The sequence below is a fragment of the Microvirga sp. Mcv34 genome, assembly GCF_024519725.1.
In the GTDB taxonomy this organism is placed as follows: Bacteria; Pseudomonadota; Alphaproteobacteria; order Rhizobiales; family Beijerinckiaceae; genus Microvirga.
The window spans coordinates 36,011-54,912 of sequence record NZ_JALJRK010000039.1; the positions used below are offsets into that span (position 1 = coordinate 36,011).

General features: G+C 59.4%; 16 protein-coding genes. 12 read left to right on the plus strand and 4 right to left on the minus strand.

What is annotated here, in order from left to right:
• Nucleotides 1–47: 47 nt before the first annotated feature.
• From OC446_RS19155 to OC446_RS19165, 3 genes are read left to right on the plus strand one after another with little or no spacing between them, the layout of a single operon-like run.
• On the plus strand, nucleotides 48–812 hold the full coding sequence (locus tag OC446_RS19155) for a nucleotidyltransferase (protein ID WP_262030619.1): 765 nt from the start codon (nucleotides 48–50) through the stop codon (nucleotides 810–812).
• The gene (locus tag OC446_RS19160) at nucleotides 809–1,531 is read left to right on the plus strand and encodes a DUF6602 domain-containing protein (protein ID WP_262030620.1); all 723 of its coding nucleotides are present in this window, start codon (nucleotides 809–811) and stop codon (nucleotides 1,529–1,531) included. The genes OC446_RS19155 and OC446_RS19160 overlap by 4 nt, the downstream gene beginning before the upstream one ends.
• A 9-nt stretch (nucleotides 1,532–1,540) precedes the next feature.
• Complete coding sequence (locus OC446_RS19165) at nucleotides 1,541–2,224, plus strand: hypothetical protein (RefSeq protein ID WP_262030621.1); 684 nt, start codon at nucleotides 1,541–1,543, stop codon at nucleotides 2,222–2,224.
• A gap of 102 nt (nucleotides 2,225–2,326) precedes the next feature.
• Here the strand turns inward: OC446_RS19165 and OC446_RS19170 are convergent, their stop codons facing one another.
• Nucleotides 2,327–2,992, minus strand: coding sequence for a ParA family protein (locus OC446_RS19170; RefSeq protein WP_262030622.1), 666 nt, complete (start codon nucleotides 2,990–2,992; stop codon nucleotides 2,327–2,329).
• Between the two features lie 774 nt (nucleotides 2,993–3,766).
• Here OC446_RS19170 and OC446_RS19175 point away from each other — a divergent pair.
• The 3 genes from OC446_RS19175 (at nucleotide 3,767) to OC446_RS19185 (ending at nucleotide 5,580) form a co-directional block, all read left to right on the plus strand.
• A complete protein-coding gene (locus OC446_RS19175) occupies nucleotides 3,767–3,982 on the plus strand; it encodes a hypothetical protein (RefSeq protein ID WP_262030623.1) in 216 nt (71 codons plus the stop codon).
• A gap of 100 nt (nucleotides 3,983–4,082) precedes the next feature.
• Nucleotides 4,083–4,319 (plus strand): hypothetical protein, encoded by a 237-nt coding sequence (locus OC446_RS19180; protein ID WP_262030624.1) that lies wholly within the window; start codon nucleotides 4,083–4,085, stop codon nucleotides 4,317–4,319.
• Between the two features lie 226 nt (nucleotides 4,320–4,545).
• Entirely contained in the window at nucleotides 4,546–5,580 is a 1,035-nt protein-coding gene (locus OC446_RS19185; protein ID WP_262030625.1) for a hypothetical protein, read from the plus strand.
• Nucleotides 5,581–5,640: 60 nt separating this feature from the next.
• Here OC446_RS19185 and OC446_RS19190 read toward each other — a convergent pair whose 3' ends face one another.
• Nucleotides 5,641–6,195: a metallophosphoesterase family protein gene (locus tag OC446_RS19190; RefSeq protein WP_262030626.1), complete on the minus strand. Its 555-nt coding sequence runs from the start codon at nucleotides 6,193–6,195 to the stop codon at nucleotides 5,641–5,643.
• Nucleotides 6,196–6,502: 307 nt separating this feature from the next.
• Between OC446_RS19190 and OC446_RS19195 the strand changes: the two genes are divergently transcribed.
• The 5 genes from OC446_RS19195 (at nucleotide 6,503) to OC446_RS19215 (ending at nucleotide 11,414) form a co-directional block, all read left to right on the plus strand.
• Nucleotides 6,503–6,766, plus strand: a complete 264-nt coding sequence (locus OC446_RS19195; protein ID WP_262030627.1) for a hypothetical protein — start codon at nucleotides 6,503–6,505, stop codon at nucleotides 6,764–6,766.
• Nucleotides 6,767–7,046: 280 nt separating this feature from the next.
• Nucleotides 7,047–7,589, plus strand: coding sequence for a CarD family transcriptional regulator (locus tag OC446_RS19200; protein ID WP_262030628.1), 543 nt, complete (start codon nucleotides 7,047–7,049; stop codon nucleotides 7,587–7,589).
• A gap of 33 nt (nucleotides 7,590–7,622) precedes the next feature.
• Nucleotides 7,623–8,180 carry a hypothetical protein gene (locus OC446_RS19205; RefSeq protein ID WP_262030629.1) on the plus strand — a complete coding sequence of 186 codons (558 nt, stop codon included), beginning with the start codon at nucleotides 7,623–7,625 and terminating at the stop codon, nucleotides 8,178–8,180.
• Between the two features lie 489 nt (nucleotides 8,181–8,669).
• On the plus strand, nucleotides 8,670–10,226 hold the full coding sequence (locus OC446_RS19210) for a hypothetical protein (protein WP_262030630.1): 1,557 nt from the start codon (nucleotides 8,670–8,672) through the stop codon (nucleotides 10,224–10,226).
• A 150-nt stretch (nucleotides 10,227–10,376) separates the two neighbouring features.
• Nucleotides 10,377–11,414, plus strand: coding sequence for a hypothetical protein (locus OC446_RS19215; protein ID WP_262030631.1), 1,038 nt, complete (start codon nucleotides 10,377–10,379; stop codon nucleotides 11,412–11,414).
• On the opposite strand, the gene OC446_RS19220 is transcribed toward OC446_RS19215, so the two are convergent.
• Nucleotides 11,415–14,672 carry an error-prone DNA polymerase gene (locus OC446_RS19220; RefSeq protein WP_262030632.1) on the minus strand — a complete coding sequence of 1,086 codons (3,258 nt, stop codon included), beginning with the start codon at nucleotides 14,670–14,672 and terminating at the stop codon, nucleotides 11,415–11,417. It lies immediately after the preceding gene.
• Nucleotides 14,672–16,171: a Y-family DNA polymerase gene (locus tag OC446_RS19225; RefSeq protein WP_410055097.1), complete on the minus strand. Its 1,500-nt coding sequence runs from the start codon at nucleotides 16,169–16,171 to the stop codon at nucleotides 14,672–14,674. Before OC446_RS19225 ends, OC446_RS19220 begins: the two co-directional genes overlap by 1 nt.
• A gap of 251 nt (nucleotides 16,172–16,422) precedes the next feature.
• On the opposite strand from OC446_RS19225, the gene OC446_RS19230 reads away from it, so the two are divergent.
• Complete coding sequence (locus OC446_RS19230; protein WP_262030634.1) at nucleotides 16,423–18,792, plus strand: AAA domain-containing protein; 2,370 nt, start codon at nucleotides 16,423–16,425, stop codon at nucleotides 18,790–18,792.
• Nucleotides 18,793–18,902 lie beyond the last annotated feature (110 nt).

Here is an 18,902-nt window from a genome sequence, read left to right on the forward strand (position 1 = left end):
AAGACGGCATACGAGATGTCGGATGGTAGCCACCGCCACAGTCTCTAATGATTTCTCCAGATCAGTATCTCCATAACATTCTCATTCGCGAGGCGATCCCGGTCGGCCTCTACACCCCCCTCAACGTCTGCAAAACAACCCTCGTACCTATCTTGCAGAATTGGGCCGGAGAATACCTAGCGGCGATCACGCCGAGTGGGTCATTTGCCAAGGGGACGGCTAATCGTAGCGGGACCGACATCGACATATTCGTCTCCCTACGGCCCGAGACCCGGGAAACTCTTAAAGAGGTCTATGACAAGCTCCACGACCATCTGAAGGGCAATGGCTTCACGCCCCGCCGCCAGAATGTGTCGCTTGGCATCAAGGTAAATGGGTTCGACGTCGACGTTGTGCCGGCAAAGCGGCAGGACAGCTATAGCCAGGACCATAGCCTCTACCGGAGCAAGGCCGATACCTGGACGAAGACAAACGTGGCCCGACACATTGACATCGTGGCCAACTGCGGCCGACGGGATGAGATCCGGATCCTCAAGCTCTGGCGAAACCAGAAGGGTTTGGATTTCCCGTCCTTCTACCTCGAGCTCAGCGTCATTGAGGCCCTGAGGAACACCTACAGCATCGGCCGTAGCGGCAATGTCGTGACCTGCCTGACGTACTTGCGTGACCGTTTCCCACTCGCCCGGGTCGTCGATCCCGCCAACACCAACAACATCCTTTCCGACGAGTTGACCGCGATGCAGAAGGCCATGATCGCCAGCGCCGCCAAGAACGCCCTGTCAGCCGCATCTTGGGACCGGGTTGTGAAATGACCGAGTGGAACCTCGCCAACCTCCTCGCCGGTCTCCATACCGAGATTCACCAGAAGCTCGAACACTCGCGGGCGCTCCTCGGACATCCCGTTCTAAAGGGAGATGCAACGGAGAACGTCTGGCTCCAACTCCTGGGCAACTACCTGCCCAAGCGTTACAGCGTCGCCCGGGCGACGGTCGTCGACAGCAACGGCAAGTTCAGCCAGCAGATCGACGTCGTCGTGTTCGACCGGCAGTACAGTCCCTTCATCTTCACGTTCGAGGGCCAGACGATCATACCAGCCGAGAGCGTCTACGCTGTGTTCGAGGCCAAGCAGGCGATCGACGTGGAGAACGTTCGCTACGCCCAGGACAAGATCGCCAGCGTCCGCCGTCTGTACCGGACTAGCCTCCCTGTCCCTAACGTAAGCGGCATCGCGAAGCCAAAGCCACTCCACCGCATCCTCGGTGGACTGCTGACTTTCGAGAGCTCCTGGAAGACGCCTTTCGGACAGCCGCTGCAGCAGGCGCTCGCCGCCGGCGACCCGGACGGCAGCCTGGATCTCGGATGCGTAGCAGCGCACGGCCACTTCAGCCGCTGCGAGGATGAGACTTACGCTTTCACCCTCGAAGGCAAGCCGGCGACGGCGTTCCTGTTCGAGCTGATCGCCCGGCTCCAGGCGAGTGCGACCGTGCCGATGATCGACATGCGCGCCTACGCCAAGTGGCTGGCGGACTGAGAGGCCGAGATGTCATCCCGAGACGCCAACATCATCAAGATCCTCCTCGGCGCCATCCTCTTGGTCCTCCTGTTCGGTCGCGATGCCGTCCTCAATTCGCTCCAAGGCGGGTTCTGGGCCGTGCTCGCAATCGGAGCCTTGCTCGTGGTGGGATGGCTGGCCTGGGTGTTCGGAAAGGCCTTCTTCTACGACGTCCCGGCGGAATACATCTCTGATATCCGGAAGGAGAAGGCCCAAGGCGGACCATGGCTCGCTGGCGTGGTCCTCGGCGTCGGCCTGCCGTTCGGCATGGCATGGATCGCCGGCAGGATGCTCCATAAGTGGGGTTGGGCCGACATCCGCGAATACACGGAAGTGGCCGGCCAGGTCTGGTATGTCCTCATGCCAACCTTCCTGGTCCTCTACGCTTGGAGCGGACTGCGGAAACATTACCGCACGATCCCAGGCGCGGTCGCTGCAGGCCTCAAGACCCTCTTCCAGCGTTGGGGCTACGTCGCTGTCAGCCCGGTGCTCGCGCCGATCGGCCGGATCCAGGAGTTCAAGGCGCAACGGGCGGCGGGCACTTTCCGCGGCTATGGCTATGCCGTGTTCGATGTCGTAGTCACGATTATCGTGTCGCTCGCACTGTGGATCTTCGCGGTTATCGTTCCGCTCATCTTTGCGGCGATCACCTACCACGAGGTCTTTGGTTAGGTTTTGGATGGACGCACCTGGTGAAAATTCATCGGTGCGTCCGCAAGCTTCCCTTACAACGAGATCCCGGAACTCGCTGCTTTGGCAGACCCCGTTAGTCCGCTAAGCGGACTGAGCCTGGGTGCCCGACATCGCCTTCATGGCGTCAAAGCTCCGTGTGAGTGCCCGCCAGAGGCTGCCGATCTCCTCCGATCCAGCCGACCCGGAGCTGAACTCGTTCACGCCGGCTCCATGGGCCAAGGAAAGCGACAGTTCCGGTCGATGGGTAATCTGGCCAGCCCAAGTCGGGACGTCGAGCGCCTGCATCGCTCCCCGAGCATCTGCAACCATCGGATCCTCCGAGCCGTTCTTGGCCGGCGCAGCGTTGATCACGACCGCATAAGGCTTCTTGAGCTCACGGCAGACTTTGATGGTAGCCTGGACGGCATCGACATCGAACAACCCCGGGCGCATGGGGATCACGACAAGGTCAGCGTGCCAGATCGCCTCGGCCACAGGGGCTTCCGCATTAGGCGGAGTGTCGATCAGGACCCATTCAGCCCCGGCGCGGCGCGCCTTCGTCAAGGTGGCCGCAAGATGCTTGGTGCCAACGTGGAGCGGAAGATCCTGTGAGCCCCGGACCCGGTGCCAAAGGGCCAAAGACCCCTGCGGGTCCGCATCAATCAGGAGCGTCGGCCGGCCATTCTCGGCCATATAGCTCCCCAGATGCGCCGCAAGGGTGCTCTTCCCAGAACCTCCCTTGCGGGATGCAAAAACCACGACATTCATGCCATTTCCCCCAAGTACTGATCAGGCCATCTATCGTCCGCGAGGATGGTTAACGGAGCCTTATCAATGGGCGGACAGCAAAACGCCCTCACCGAGGGGTCTCTTCAGACCTCCGGCTGAGGGCGGTTGGAGCCCCAGCCAAGGAGATCGGGTGGATCCTCAGCCAGGGCGTATGCGGCTCAAGGAGGCTGAAACCGCACAAGCCGACCTTGGCCGTTTAACCGTGGCAATTTTATGGGCCGCGTTCCCGAGAAATACCGGGCATAACTTTTTATGCGAATTGTCTTTTTCCCGACAGACGGCGACGAACAAACCTGCTTCAGTTACCAGAACCGGTCTAGTTGCCCCTACGGCCGGAATCCTTAAAGCGCCCGCTGAGACGACGGGCGCTTCTCTTTTTTCGACCTTGGGTACTGTCCCTGGATCGTCACCACGCCAGCAGCCAGAACATCCAGCCTGACACGTTCCGTTCGCTCTAAAGCTGCGGCCAGAATGCCCGTACGGTAGGCGATCGGCCGCCTCGGCACGAATGGCCTGATACTGCGTGGTTCGTTGTCATTGCATGGTTTCGGCGGTGCTGGCCGCCTCTCAATCTGTCTCTTGCACATGGGAGCTCCCTTTCCCCGCCAACTCCGTTACTGCATCAGCATTGTGTGAAGGTGGCGCCGAAGGGGGCTCCCGGTAGCTCGGATGCCGTGCAAGCTTCGGGCAAGCTTAACCTCGTATCAAGATGATCGCGGCAGTGTGCCTCCTTGTTTGCAAGGAGTACGCACCATGACGGCTGGGCTGAACCACGACCGGGGACCAATCACCGAGGAGAAACTCCTCAAGGCCGTGAATATCTTGGCCGACCTTGTCGAAGAAAAAGGTCCTGCCTTCCGGCCGCTGTACCTGAGCCTTCGCCAGCAGTTGGCCGATCTCCGTCTGCAGCAAGGGGCCGAGGCAGCTCTCGCTGCGATTGCTGCGCAGGCCGGAAGCAAGGTTGCCTAACGTCATGGTCTCTTCTGGATTGTAAGCCTGGGAGAGATCAAACCCCAAAACCAGCTGATGCTTTCAAGGCGACACCGCGCTTACGAGGAGGTATTCTGCAGTGAGCCTGATCTACAACGAGCGGCAAAAGCTGCTCGCCAATGCCTTTGATCGTGCCTCGACCGCATGCTTTACAGTCGGCATCGCGACACCGTTGGCAGGGTTTCTCTATAACATTGGCGGTTTTGCGAATAACGTAAGCTTCGTGCAACTCTTGCCGGTCGCCGCGGGTTGGACATTCGCTGCCGCGATGTTACATGTATTTGCAAGAATGGCTCTTGGAGGCTTGAAGCAATGACTGGTCAGACCCTGATCGTCTCAGTCGTAATGCCTGGCATTGTCGTACTGCTCGGCTTTGCGGCCTTGAAGGCCAATGAATGGTACAATAAGCGCCATTCGCACTAAGGCATTGCTTTAGCCAAAGCTGTTAAAGCACTGAACATCTAGAAGGATCGGTATTCGCCGGTCCTTTTTTCTTTGCCCGTTGCGGATCACCAATCCCCGCCATTCCGGACAAAGAACCCATGCTCAAGTTTTTGCTTGGCCTGCCTCATGTCATGAGAGGGCCGCTGATCGACGCTGCCCGATCCCTTAATGCGCCGGTCCTTATCAGTGCCAATGCCCTGTCGATCTGGAAGAGGGACACCAGCGATATTCCTGTCTGGCATGGCTTCAGAACCAGCAACCTCAAACATCTCAATGGTTTAGAAGCATATCTTGACAGCGCAGGTTTCGTTGCAGCCAGCCGGTACCGGGGCTTTGCCTGGACGGTCGATCAGTACCTCGACCTTGGCGCGGCATACCCGTGGCACTGGTTCGCATCAATGGACCTCTGCGTCGAGCCAGAGATCGCCCGAAACCGCGATCTGGTCCTGGACCGGATCTCCGGGACGGTAGACCTCAACCGCGCCTGTATCCGCGGCGCCAGAGAGCGCGGCATCCTCAACCGCTTGATGCCTGTGCTGCAGGGCTGGTTGCCGGAGGATTACGTCCGCTGCCTGGAGCGCATGCCGGATCTCTCCGGGTTTCCGATCGTCGGGGTCGGATCCATGTGCCGGAGGCACCTCCACGGGCCCCAGGGCATCCTGCAGGTGATTGAGACCCTGGACCGCGAATTGCGCGGAACACCCATCCAGCTCCACCTCTTCGGCCTCAAAGGGGTCGGAGCCGCCGAACTGCGCCAGCATCCCCGCGTGGCCACCGTGGACTCCCAGGCCTATGGAACCAAGGCGCGCGTCGAGGCGCGGGAGGCCGGGATCAGCAAGACCAACCAGTTCCTCGCCCAGACCATGACCGAATGGTACCTGAAGCAAGTCGAGGCCCTACAGGCTCCGGCCGGCGAGAACCGCCATCCCCCAGCCCTCCTCGATCTAAGGATGCCACCTCCATTGAGCCCCCTCGAGGCACGGCTCCACCGCGCCCGTGAGCAAATGCGCGAACTCCTGGAGGCAGGAGAGATCGACTGGCAGCAGCTTCATGACGAGAGCGTGCTGGCCTTTGCCTTCGATGACGAAGAGGCCGAAGCGACTTTCCATCCGGAAATGGCTCTGGCTGCCTGACCGTTTCGATTGGCGGCGCCAGGAGGGAAGGGTGTGCGCCGCCAATCGCCCAGGGCCTGTTTACTCAACGACGCTGGGGTCCTGCCCATGGTGGATGCCATAGCTTTCAAGCAGGCCGAGCCCATCCAAGCGCTCCTTCACCTCGGCCAGAGCGACGGGCCGATAGTCCCAGACGTTCGTCCCCACGTCATGGGAGCGCCCCTGCGGAGGCAGGGAGCCGTGCGAGTGACCATAAAGATGGAAGGCTCCATAGTGGGCCTTGTTCCAGACCCGGTGCCCATAGTGGCTTAGGACCACAAAGTCCTGACCGTCCCGGATCTCCGCATAGGGCTGCGACGACACCCACTCCGGCAGGCGCTTCACGGTCGAATGATCGTGATTGCCCCACACAAAATGCTTCTGGCCGTTGAGACGGCCAAGGATGGCTGCGGCGTGCTGGCCCTTGCCCCACACGAAGTCGCCCAGGTGCCACACGGTGTCGGTGGGCCGGACCCGCTGGTTCCAGCGGCGGATGATCTCCTCCTCCATCTCCTCGACGGTGATGAAGGGGCGGCGGTCAAAGTGCAGAACGGCCTTGTGCCGAAAATGGGTGTCGCTTGTGTAGAAAATGGTCATCGCTCGCTCTCTCGAAGGTGAACTGCTCCGCGCCTGACAAGAGGGCGGACAGGATCATGGCTGTGCGGGACGCCGCGGGCACGGCGCATGCGCCCCGAGAATGTTCAGCGGGGACGCTTCACCAGGCGCGCGGCGCCACTATTCGAGCGAGACGAGTGGATTTCGGGCGCACGACGGGCATGACGGGGCCGGGAACGCCCTCACTCATAATTGCCGCCATCCTCTGCACGCCAGTTCTCTCCGGTTCTGGGACCGAGGCGATTATCTGCAAATTTTCCGTAGTTTCAATGCCGATCAGGAGGCCAACATGCCGGGCAAGCGCAGGAAATCACCGCCGGAACATCCTATCGAGAAAGTTCTTCGGGCGGCCAGTACGATCGGACAATTGGAGATTATTGCTGGCATCGACCGATCACCGGAAGGCAGGAAAGCCTTCTGGGACGGGTACAAGCACATCAACCCGCCAGGTGCCAGTCTCGATGCCGGTTGTCAGGAACTACGCCGCCTGGCCCGCCAGCGAGCGGGGCTCAAGCCGCCCTATTCTGGATTGAGGCCTTTGCCCCTCTCGTAAACAGCCCGTTAACCAAACCGTCTTATCGTTCGAGGACTGCTTTTAAGCAGCGGCATTTAGAGATGAGACGACGCTACAGCCGACCGAGCGTAGCCAGCGTAAACCATCGTTGCAAGTCCCCCTTGCACAGCCACGGTGGGAATCCGATATGCGGGAACCGCACAAAAGATATTGAGTTCAAACCATCTACGCTCGCCGTATGAGCGTAGTGAATTCGACGTCTGCGGCACAGATTGGTTCGACCGAGAAATGATCTGTGTCTCAAGGAGATCTGATCTGAATGACGACGAAGAATAACGCTCTGACCTTCCAGACTGGCGAAGTGGTCGTGTATCCGGGCCACGGCGTCGGTGCGATCACAGGAATTGAGGAGCAAGAGGTCGCTGGGTTCAAGCTTGAACTCCTCGTAATCGGTTTCGACGCTGGCAAACTCACGGTTCGCATTCCTCTGGCTAAGGCGAAAAGCAGCGGCTTGAGAAAGCTGTCTGAGCCGGCAGTCGTCGGTCAGGCACTTGAGATCCTGAGTGGAAAGGCTCGCCCAAAGCGCGGCATGTGGAACCGCCGTGCTGCAGATTTCCAGGAGCGCATCGGAACAGGCCAGTTGACGGCGATAGCCGAGGTCCTGCGGGATCTAAACCGGGGGCCGCAGCAGGAGGAAGCCTCCTATAGCGAGCGGCAGATCTTCGAAGGTGCTCTCGACCTAATGGTGAAGGAAGTCGCCGCTGTGAACCAAATCACCGACACAGAAGCCCGCAAGCTCATTGAACAGAGCTTGGCCAGCGCTCCTCGCCCCGGAAGATCAGTAGACGACGCAGCCGCATAGCCGAATTGATCAAGGCGGGGCGGAGACGGTCTGATGGAAGCCCTACTGACCGCCGTTGTGATGATGTCGTTGTCCTATGTCTTCGACAACATCGCATCATTCTTCCTCAGGGGCGGCGGGTTTCTCTTTCATGTCATCGCAGTTCCAGCAATTGAAGAGAGCGCCCGCTACTATGCCGCAAGCCGCTTCTGCTGGGTCGCCACACCCGGCAAGGCGGCTCTCGTCGGCTTTCTGATCGGACTACTAGAGATCGGAACGAAGACATTCGAGGCCGCTCTGTTCGGACCAAGACCTTTCGAAGTGCTTCCCGCACTAATCTTCGCCTCAATCTCGATCCCGATTCATCTGGCGCTCTCGCTCGCTTTCTACGCCATCTGGTCGGGCCGCTGGTTCAAGCTTGTTCTTCTCCATGCTGTCATCAACGGTATTGGCTATATGACTGGCGTTCACATGATGGGCAAAGCTACGATGCTCGAATACGTTGTGATGGCCGGGAGCCTCATCACAGCATTTTGCCTCGTGATAAGCCTCATCGCCGTTTGGCGAATGAACACCCGACGAGTTCCTCAATCTAATCTCTCATCCGATTGATCTGGGAATTTCTCAAACCCCCAAAACACCCGATGACCTCTCCGCCACGGCCATAGCGACCGTGCCGAAGGGGCCTTCAACCTCTTAAGGGCCTCAGGTAAGCCCGCCGGTTCCAAAGAGACTGCGTCTCTCGCGGCCTGCTCTCGGCCGCAGGCGAATCCTGTTCAACCGCACCCTGCGATTAACCCCTGCTGCATCCTGCGGCGGCCGGCTCGCGGTCAATGGAACCCCCGTCTCGATAGAGCATGCCGGCTGCCCTGAAGGAGACAGCTCATGAAAGCCCTTTCCGTTCATCTTGACCGTCTTGAGAAGGTCCTCAAGGCTCGCGGGATCCCCTGCAAGCGTCACCAAACCCTGGAAGTCGCTGCCGCCGCATTCGGCTACCACAACCAGAACGAAGTCACCGCTGCGGGCAAGGCGGGCGATCTCAATCCGCCGCTGGCCGAGCCCATCGGGGAAGTCGCCCTGCCATCGGGTGAGACGATCATCGTGGTTCGCGATCCCCTCGCCAACTCGGCTTATGCAGTTGACCAGGCCTTCGTCGAACAGGTCCTCGCCGAGGAGCGGGCTGAACTCTTTGGTCCTACGCCCTACGGACACCTTCTCAACCTGTCGCGGCTCCTGGATGATCAGATCCTGCCGCTTCAGGCCAGCCTCGACGGCATCGGCGCATCCGAGACCGTCGAGATCCCGCTGTTCATTGCAGAGGCCAGCCACAAGCATGGGGACAACCTCTATGTGATGGCGACACAAGAGGCTCTCGATGCCGAGGTCGCCGACTACTGCAGGTCCAGTCTGTTCAACGACCGGGCGTTTCGCCCCGGCGACCCCGCGGACTCTGGTGACGATCTCACTAAACTCTCCGACAGGGAGATCATCAGCCGGTACTTTGACGCCCCGCACGAAGAATACCTCCACACGTCGACCGACACGCTACGGGTGCCGCTGCCGCTCCTTCGTGAGATACTTGGTGTGTTGCCAGGTGCAGCGTCCCAGCTGAAGCGCGATACCCGACCTTTTGGTAAACCCGAACCCAAACCGCTGCCGGATACCACTCACCCGAAGGCTCCGCAGCTGATCGACGGGATCGACAGTGTCTGGGACGATCACCCCGACTTTCCGTCCGAGGACTGGAAGTATGAGGTGGAGAACGGCGACACGCGCCGCGGATACTGGGATTGGGTTGCGGCCAAACTCGAAGAGGCTCAGAACGAGGGCGACGAAGCCGGGGATACCGCGGACCTTCCCCCGGTTCAGAAATGGTGCACCGACGATGCTGACGGCTATGCGGGAGGCTTGCTTTACACGACTAATGGATGTTGCGAAGTGGCCCACGCGGGACCACGCCTGTTCAGCAAGCTCGGGCTGGAGTGGAGTGTTGATGAGAACGGGTTCTTCTATCCGCTAACGGAAAAGGAGAGCCGGTTCATCGGTGAGGATGGCATTGAGCTTCCCAATGGATTCTGGCCGCACATGGCCTATAGCTGCCTTTATGAAGGCCGGAAGTTTGCCTGCCCGTCCATCGAGATCGGTTATGGCCGTGACAACGAAAAAGACCGGGAAACCGTCTTGCGGCAGCTCAAAGCTTTTGCCGATGGAATCCGGCCCCGGATCGAAGCCATCGGCGGTCATGTCATCCTCGAGGAGGACGAGCCCGACACCAGTCACACGCTGCTGACCCTGATCCCGTTCGACTACATCGTCCAGAACGCTGTCGAGTTCGATGATTGGAAGATCAAGCTGGCCCGGCTGATGATGCCGAAGGATGCCCCGACGGTGATGGCGGAATTTACGCCGCAGGTGTGGGTTGGTGATCAAACCATGGTGGTTGATCCGCAAGGTGACACGACCTGGGACATCACCCCGGAGATCGTCGCCATGGGGCGCCAGAAGGCCCTCGATCTTCAAGACGACCAGCACAACACGGACGACCTCCGGTACACCCTTACGGCTCCGAAGTGGATTCAGGGTTGGGAGGGACCGTTCTACATTGAGGTGTCAGAACGGATTGCTGCCTTCTATGCGGCGCTCGACAAGAAGGCTTAAGCCATTCGCCTCACGACCTTCGATACATTCAGAGGCGGCGGGATCAATCCCGTCGCCACCCAGGATGGAAAGGGTGATAACCTTTTCCTCCCGATCTCCAGACACATGTCTATATTGACCGGATCAAGGTGAGGACCTAGCGATACTGCTATGTCAGGCTCCGCGATTTCGGGTGTATTAGTGGATTGCATTAAGATCTTAGTCGTCGCTGCAGCATTGCTGCTACTCCCCACATCTTCCTTCGCGGCCACGATCACTTTGATCAACAAGGATGCGGCGGTCACTGAAGGTGAATGCAGTATCGGCCTTGATGGGCCGATTGAAAAGGGCGATCTGGATCGTCTCCGCCATATCGCAAGCTCAAACGGGCTGCAGCGTGAATATAGGCACGAAGACCGGCAATACTTACTTTGCCTGAACAGTCCGGGCGGTTCGTATATCGAAGGGCTACAAGTCGCCCAATACGTTCTCGAAAATGGAGTTGGAACCCGCATCGAGGAAAGTGCGTCGTGCTTGTCCGCGTGCGCCCTGATATTCATGGCCGGGACAACGCGAGGCTCCACTTGGGAATACCCTTATAGGTTTCTTCATGTGCAGGGACGCCTTGGGTTCCACGCACCATATCTTACCTTGAAGGAGACCGACACCTACTCGGCTAAAGATGCAGAAGCTATCTTTGATCTCTCTAGCCGCTTAATGTCTGGCTTTATAAAGATATTCAGCTTCCAGAGCGGTTGGTATACGGATCCGTGGATTCGGAACAGTCTTATTGCGGAGATGTTCGGAAAAGGCAGGGATGAGATTCTTTATGTCGACACGGTAGATCAGGTAGGCCGGTGGCAAATTACGTTGTTTGGGAAGAGCAATACGATAAAGCCAACCCTGCGCGGCATTGGTCAGGTATGCTACAACTTCCTGGGATGGGCTCAAGACCGGCCAGGCAGTAATTATGAACCCGGCGCATATGGGACCACGATCACCAAGGACAGCAAGAGCGGATACTACCGTGTCCATATCTCTGGAATGGAAGATGCCTACTGTGATGTAGGAATATTCGGCAACCACATTAGGATCTGCAGCGTCGACAATCTTTCGGCCTCAAACCGCGGTCAATGTCCAGACCGGTACTGGGTTCTGAACTCCCACGATATGGAGCTCCCCGGTACGAGCATCCGTTCTCTCAAGTGATCAATGGAAATCCCGTGCCGCAACCCGGATGATCGGAACATCGGATGACTGCTCCGGCAATTCAGCCGCTGGTGGGATGATGATCTCCCTTGGGCCTTCCCGCAGGCGATCCCGAGTTCCGATTTTGGCCTCGTCGCCGCGTCCATGGCGCATGCTGAAAGGATCATCCCGGTCGCCGACGCTGCGCAGCAGGTCCGTCAAGTCGATCAGGTGCTCAGCGATCAGATGCGTCACGCCCCCTTCGCGCTGGAAACGCCCGCGCACCCCGATCATGCCAGACGATAGGATCAGGCGACGCTGCTTTTCAAAGAGGGACGGCCACACGATGATGTTGGCCACATCCGTCTCATCCTCGATCGTCATGAACATGACGCCCTTGGCGGAGCCGGGTTTCTGGCGCACTAGCATCATGCCGGCGATCGTCAGCCGCTGACCGTCCCGAACCCGCCGGAGCGTGGCGCAGCTATGGATCCGGCGCTCGCGCAACTCACCGCGCAAGAAGGCGAGGGGATGCTGACGCAACGTCAGGCCCTTAGATCGATAATCCTCCACGACTTCCCGCCCTTCCGTCATCGGCGTGAGCTCCACAGTCGGTTCGGAACTCTCGGACCGAATTATGCGATCCCGCTCGTCTGCCGCGGCGAACAACGGCATGACCTCGTCTGAGAGCCCGCGGATCGTCCACAGAGCATCGCGGCGGCTCACCCCAAGTGAGCCAAGGGCATCAGCCTCGGCGAGGCGCTCAAGGGCTGACACCGGGATTTCGGCTCGCCGCCAGAGTTCCTCAATCGAGCTATAGGGTGTTTCGCCCCTTGCAATCGGGATCATGCCGCCGTCGGCGTTAGCGAGTCCCCGTACCATGCGCAGCCCCAGGCGCACCGCAAAGCGGTATCGGTTGCGCGTAGGCTCTAAGGTGCAGTCCCAGCGGGAGTGATTGACGTCGACGGGCCTGACCTCGACCCCATGAGCCCTCGCATCCCGCACCAGTTGGGCAGGGGCATAGAAGCCCATCGGCTGGGCATTCAGGATCGCGCAGCAGAACACGTCCGGATGATGCCGCTTCATCCAGGATGACGCATAGGCGATCTTAGCAAACGACGCCGCATGGCTCTCCGGAAATCCATAAGAGCCAAAGCCTTCGAGCTGCTTGAAAGTCCGTTCGGCGAATTCCGCGTCATAGCCGCGGGTAATCATTCCTTGGACCAGCTTATCCCGAAACTTGGTCACGCCGGCCGTCAGCTTGAAGGTCGCCATAGCCCGGCGAAGCTGATCAGCCTCGGAAGGGGTGAATCCCGCGCATTCAATGGCAACCCGCATCGCCTGTTCCTGAAACAGCGGCACGCCCAGAGTTTTCTCCAGAACACGCTGCAATTCCGGGCGAGGATATTCCGGCTTTTCGCGGCCCTCCCGTCGGCGCAGGTATGGGTGCACCATATCGCCCTGGATCGGCCCGGGACGGACAATCGCCACCTGGATGACGATGTCATAGAAGTTCGCAGGCCTGACCCGTGGCAGCATCGCCATCTGGGCGCGGCTCTCGATCTGGAATACGCCGACCGTGTCCGCCTTCTGGATCATCTCATAGGTCTTTTGATCATCGACCGGGATCGACGACAGATCGTGCTCAACCTGCTTGTGCTCCCGCAGGAGATCGAAGGCACGTCGCATGCAGCCGAGCATCCCCAGCCCCAGCACATCGACCTTCATGAACTTCAGGGTATCGATGTCGTTCTTGTCCCATTCGATCACCTGGCGGTTTTCCATCGCTGCCGGTTCAATCGGCACCAGGTCATCAAGACGTTCCTGGGTCAGGACAAAGCCGCCCGGGTGCTGGGAGAGATGGCGCGGCGCTCCGATCAGCTCGGAGGCGAGTTCCAAGGTCATCCGAAGACGCGGATCGCTCAGATTGAGGTTGAGCTCCTTCGCCTCCTTGTCGGTCACACCCTCGTTGCCCCAACCCCACACAAGACCGGACAATCCTGCCGTGACATCCTCCGGCACGCCCAGCACCTTGCCGACCTCACGGACGGCGCCACGGGCGCGGTAGGTAATCACGACGCCCGTCAGGGCCGCACGGTGCCGGCCATAGGTGTCATAGATCCACTGGATCACCTCCTCACGACGCTCATGCTCGAAATCCACGTCGATGTCCGGCGGCTCCCGGCGCTCCTGGGACACGAACCGCTCAAAGAGCAGATCGTGTTCGGTGGGATTGATGGAGGTGATGCCGAGGACGTAGCAGACGGCAGAATTCGCCGCCGAGCCCCGCCCCTGACACAAGATCCCCCGAGACTTCGCAAAGCTCACGATCGCATGGACCGTCAGGAAGTAAGGCGCATACCCCAACTCCTCGATCAGATGGAGCTCATGACGGCAGGTCGCCGCCACTACGTCAGGGACACCCTCCGGATAGCGCTTGGCCGCACCCTCCCAGGTTAAGCGCTCGAGTTTCTCCTGGGCGGTCTCGCCGGGGTCCGTCTCCGAGGGATATTGGTACCGCAGCTCGTCCAGGGAGAAGGTGCATCGGTCCAGGATTTCACCGATACGCCAGAACGCCTCTGGATGACGCTCGAAGAGGCGCTGCATCTCTGCCGGATCCTTGAGGAAGCGATCGGCATGGCGATCCAGCCGAAACCCGGCTTCATCGATGGTGCACCGCTGGCGGATGCAGGACACCACATCCTGCAGGCGACGGCGGGAGGGGTGATGGTAGAGGACGTCACCCATGGCAACCGTCGGCACCTTCGCCGCCTGGGCCGCTTGCTCCACATAATACAGGCGCGCGTGCTCGTTGGGCGCAAAACGGCGGATGAGAGCCATATAGGCTCGATCCCCGAAGGTCGCCTTCAGCCGCGCGAGGTTCGATTTAAGCTCCTCATCCGCATCGTCGCCCAGGAGAATGGCCAAAAGCCCCTCCTGCCACGCGGTGACATCCTCCCAGGTGAGAAGGCATCGCCCCTTGCCGGCCCGGCTCTTGCCGACGCTCAGCAGCCTGCAGAGGCGCGAATAGGCGGCACGATCCGTCGGATAAACCAGCAGCGAGGTCCCGTCTGTCAGATCCAGTCGGCAACCCACGACAAGCCGGACACCCGTTTCCCGTGAGGCATCATACGCCCTCACGATCCCGGCAAGCGAGTTGCGATCGACAATTCCCAGCGCGGTGATCCCAAGGAGCTTCGCCTGCTCGAACAATTCCGCCGGACTGGAGGCTCCTCGCAGAAAGCTGAAATGGGTGGTGACCTGCAATTCGGCGTACATCAGCCGAAGAACCCATGCACCCACCAGCGACCGCCCTCGGCCATGGGAGCGTCGCGGAAGATCCAGAACCGGCCACCCTGATCGGTTTCAATGCGATAATAGTCCCGCGACGGACCGTCCTTATCTCCCGCCCACCACTCCGGCGCGATCCGTTCCGGACCATCGGCATGAACCACCTTATGACGGACCTTGCGCCAGACGATGAGGGCAGGGGGGTGATCCGGGACAAGTGCCGTCGCCACCACGTGCTCCGGTGGATCAAGCAGACGGGGCGGTCGCGGCAGGTTTTCGGGCCAGACCTCCCCAGTCGGGGGAGCAAGGGGGGAGATCCGCTTTACCATCCGCTCGGGGACGAGGGTTTGAACAGGAGCCAAGCGATAGACACGGGCGCTGCCCACTTTCGCGCCGAGCCGATCGACAAGACGGCTGAGATCCACATCCTGCGTTTCAGCTGCCTCGATGCCTCTAGCCTCCACCTGCGCTTCGGCAAATGGCTCGACCTTGCTCGCCACAAGAACCATCTCCTCAATGCCGAAGCCTGGATCGATTGTTTCCAGTCGCTCATCGAAGAGTTTCGCAAGGTGGGCGTGCTCCCGGGTCGCTTTCGCCGTGCCAACCCGCAGCGAAGCCCCTTTCTGGTCGACCCGGCGGAGGATCAAATCCAATCGCCGCACACCCTGACCTCGTTTGACAAGCTGGCCGCACAGGTCCTCGGCCAAGTGCCTGACCACCTGCTGAAGATGCTCCAGCCGGCCAATCGGCTCCGCAAAGGCGCGGCTCGCCATTGCCGTTTCGTGCGGGATCAGCGGGTTGATCGGTTCAAAGGCATGACCCAGCGCCTGGTCGAGCCTGAGCGCCACGTCTTTCCCGAAGCGCCGAACCATCGGCGCCCGGGGCATGGCCGCAAGCTGACCGACACGATCGACCCCAAGCTTTTGCATCGTGGCCACGGTCTGAGCAGGGATCCTCAAGGCGGCGACCGGCAAGGTTGCTACGGCCTCGACACTTCGGCCCACCGGAATGATGCCCCCGCCACGAAAGCGGGCGACTGCCCATGCAGTCCCCGGAGCATCGGCAATCGCAGCCTTCGCGTTGATCCCCTGACCCGACAGACGCCCCAAGAGGTGCTCAAGAAGCTTCTCCTCGCTGCCGAAGAGATGGGCCACACCCGCGATGTCGATCCAAATTCCGTCCGGCGGGTCGAGGGCGACGACGGGTGAATAGGCGATCGCCCACCGTGCCAACCGCTCCAAAGCGGCCCTGTCCTCCTCTGGCGTGGCATCAACCACATGGAGGTTCGGAACACGGGCTTGTGCCTGGGCAATCGGAAGTCCTGGACCAAGACCCAACTCCAACGCCTTGGGGCAGGCGCACCCGATCCGCCGGGCTGATCCGATTGATACGGCCGTGACCAGAGGCTCATCGGGGGGAGGGCCACCATGCCGTCTGACCCGATCTGTTGACCAGGTCGGAAGATACACGGACACCATCCGCCTCATTCAAACCCCCTGCGCCAACCTTTAGACAAAGCAATCCCGACAGGAGGATCGGCACTAAGCGGCCGATTCACTCCAGCTTCGCGGAACATAAGGCGAACGTCGGAAGCGAGGAATAGGATCCCGTTGAGCAGGAGTCAGTCCTGTGAATAGCGTGAACAAATCAGGATCATCCACGATTTGTTTACCCTTAACTCAGTGCTCACCAAATTGCGCAGGCACCGTGTCAACTGGGCGGCGGTCTGCTATAAAAGGTGGCAATTACGCAAATCATTTCTGATTTCAGAAACGAAATTCAGGGGCTTTTCACGTCGATGCAGCAGGCAGAACTCGCTTCTCCCCCAGATCCCGTCGTGACATTTATCACCGACGCCTACCGGGCCCTGACGGATCTCGGATTGCGAAATAAGATGATTTCGCTTCCGGCCGCGAGCTCACGTGGGCGTTCGATCGACCTCGCCGTTGATCCAGACTCGTTGGTCTCGCTACTCTCTCAGCAAGAGACTCGCTGGAAAATCGGATCTGACTATCTGCCGCTGGCTCGAGAGTCCCAACGCTCGGCCGCGGAGCTTCGCCGCTCGATCATATCGTTGATCGCCGATGCGGAGATCGTCGCCAGCGAGCAAGGCATCGAAACCCGCCGGCTAGCCATAGGAGCAATCGAGTGGAAGGATGCCGATGGTGAGATCCGAATGGCTCCTTTGTTTACCATGCCAGTAACGGTCGCAAACGATCTCACGATTGCTCAGGCTGGACCTTTAGAGCCGAACGAGACGTTTCCACTCTTCGCAGCTTCGTTTGGATGTACGATTGGGATTGACCCGACAAAACCTCCCTCTCGCGCATTGGCAGTGAAGGCCCACACGGTCGAACCAGTAAAAGCCGGTGGCATTGCAGTTCTGGGGTATAAGGCGCGTATAAACCTTAATCTCTATGCTGGCAAAAGCGCAGCCATGCACCGCGCTGTCGATATCTCGTCCCGGCCGCACCTTCCGGAGGCCGGTGCACTCCGCACTCTCTCGGGCGCAACTCCATCGAACTCGGTCATCGCTCCTGAAACGCCAAATTTCCATCTCGTCAATGCTGATCTAAGCCAGGACGAGGCAATCACCGCTGCAAGGGCAGGGGACTCGTTTGTCCTCCAGGGGCCACCTGGAACCGGTAAGTCCCAGACCATCGTCAACATTGTCGCTAACCTGCTCAGCGATGGAAGGCGGGTTCTCGTATCAGCCGAGAAAACCGCGGCACTAGAAGTCATTGCAGACCGATGGCCTAAGACTATCCCGAACATTCCGGAGCCAGTCCTTCTCACGGAAGGTAGCCCCGCTCTGCCTGCCGAGACTCCGTTCGCTATCGCGACCCCGGCAGTTGCGGCGCTCAAGATTCCGCCCGGAGCATCCTTCGATACGCTCATTGTCGATGAAGCCTCTCAGATGAGACTTTCGCACTCTGCTGTAGTTGCGGCGCTGGCAAACCAGATCATCGTGATTGGTGACTCCAAGCAGATGGCACCAAGCAATCTCTTCGCTCGGGTCGGCCAATCGCAGGTCCCACCGAACATGATCCGCAGCCTGTTGGATCATGCCGTGGGGTCAAATATGCCCTCACGGATTCTCAAGCAGCATTACCGTTCGAAGCATGAAAGTCTCATCCTGTTCTCGAACAACCGTTTCTACGGTGGAAATCTCGATATCGTTCCTTCTCCGCTGCGGGACGGGTCCCTTGGAACTGTCTTCAAGTTCATCCACAATGGCATTTACGACCGGGGCGGAGCCGGTGACAATGTTGTTGAGGCGAACGCGCTAATCGCTGACGCAGTTGCAATTGCAAAGGAGAATAGCTTTCGAAGGAAAAGCCGTCTCGGAGGTGTGCCGCGTTCGGTTGGAATCATCACACTAAACGAAAATCAGCGCGACCTCATCCTAACGTTGCTTCCTGAAGCCCTTGGAGGCAAAAACCTGACTGAGGCCGATCTTGCAGGGGGCAACGGAAACGAAAAGCTTTTCGTCAAGGCCCTCGAAAATGTTCAAGGTGACGAACGAGACATCATCCTCGTCTCGACCACATACGGACGTGATCCGAAAGGCCGCTTTATAGCCAATCTTGGTGTCCTGTCGCAACCTGGTGCCGCCAATCGCGTCAATGTTCTTGCGACGCGATCGAAGTGGAAAACAGTTGTTTACCACTCTTTCGAGATGAACCTGATAACAGATACAAGTGGCGATGGCGTTAGCGCATTCAGGGCGTACTGGCGCGACTTGGACGATTACTCGGCCATCAGCCCTGCCGTCGTTCCGACAGAGGATCGGTGTCCCGCAGACGATCTCGATCTCGCTCTGCGCCTAATGCAGGCGCGCCTCAGAGGTGAGCGGTACTCTATTCACCGTTTCCCGCGGTTCTTGGCCGGGTTCGATAAAGGTAACCAGCAGCGCTACACGGTTTGCTTTTATTTCACTGGGCTCTTTTCACCACTGCAGGAAGCGTCTGACATGGCCCGTGTCGCCAACGCAGGCTGGCAGATCTGCACCATCCCGATCGAACAATGGCGGGCTGATCCAGAGAGAATTGCAGACGGCGTTTACCGCGTCATGTCCAAAGCTTCGATCGTGAAGATCGAGCTTTAAGTGGCTTGCATGGATCAGCTTAAGCCTCTGCTTCAGTTGCTGAATCTGCCGGCAGGTTCCATTTAGCTCTAGTCCCTAACAGGATCCTCAACTGTAGCAGTGATTTAGCT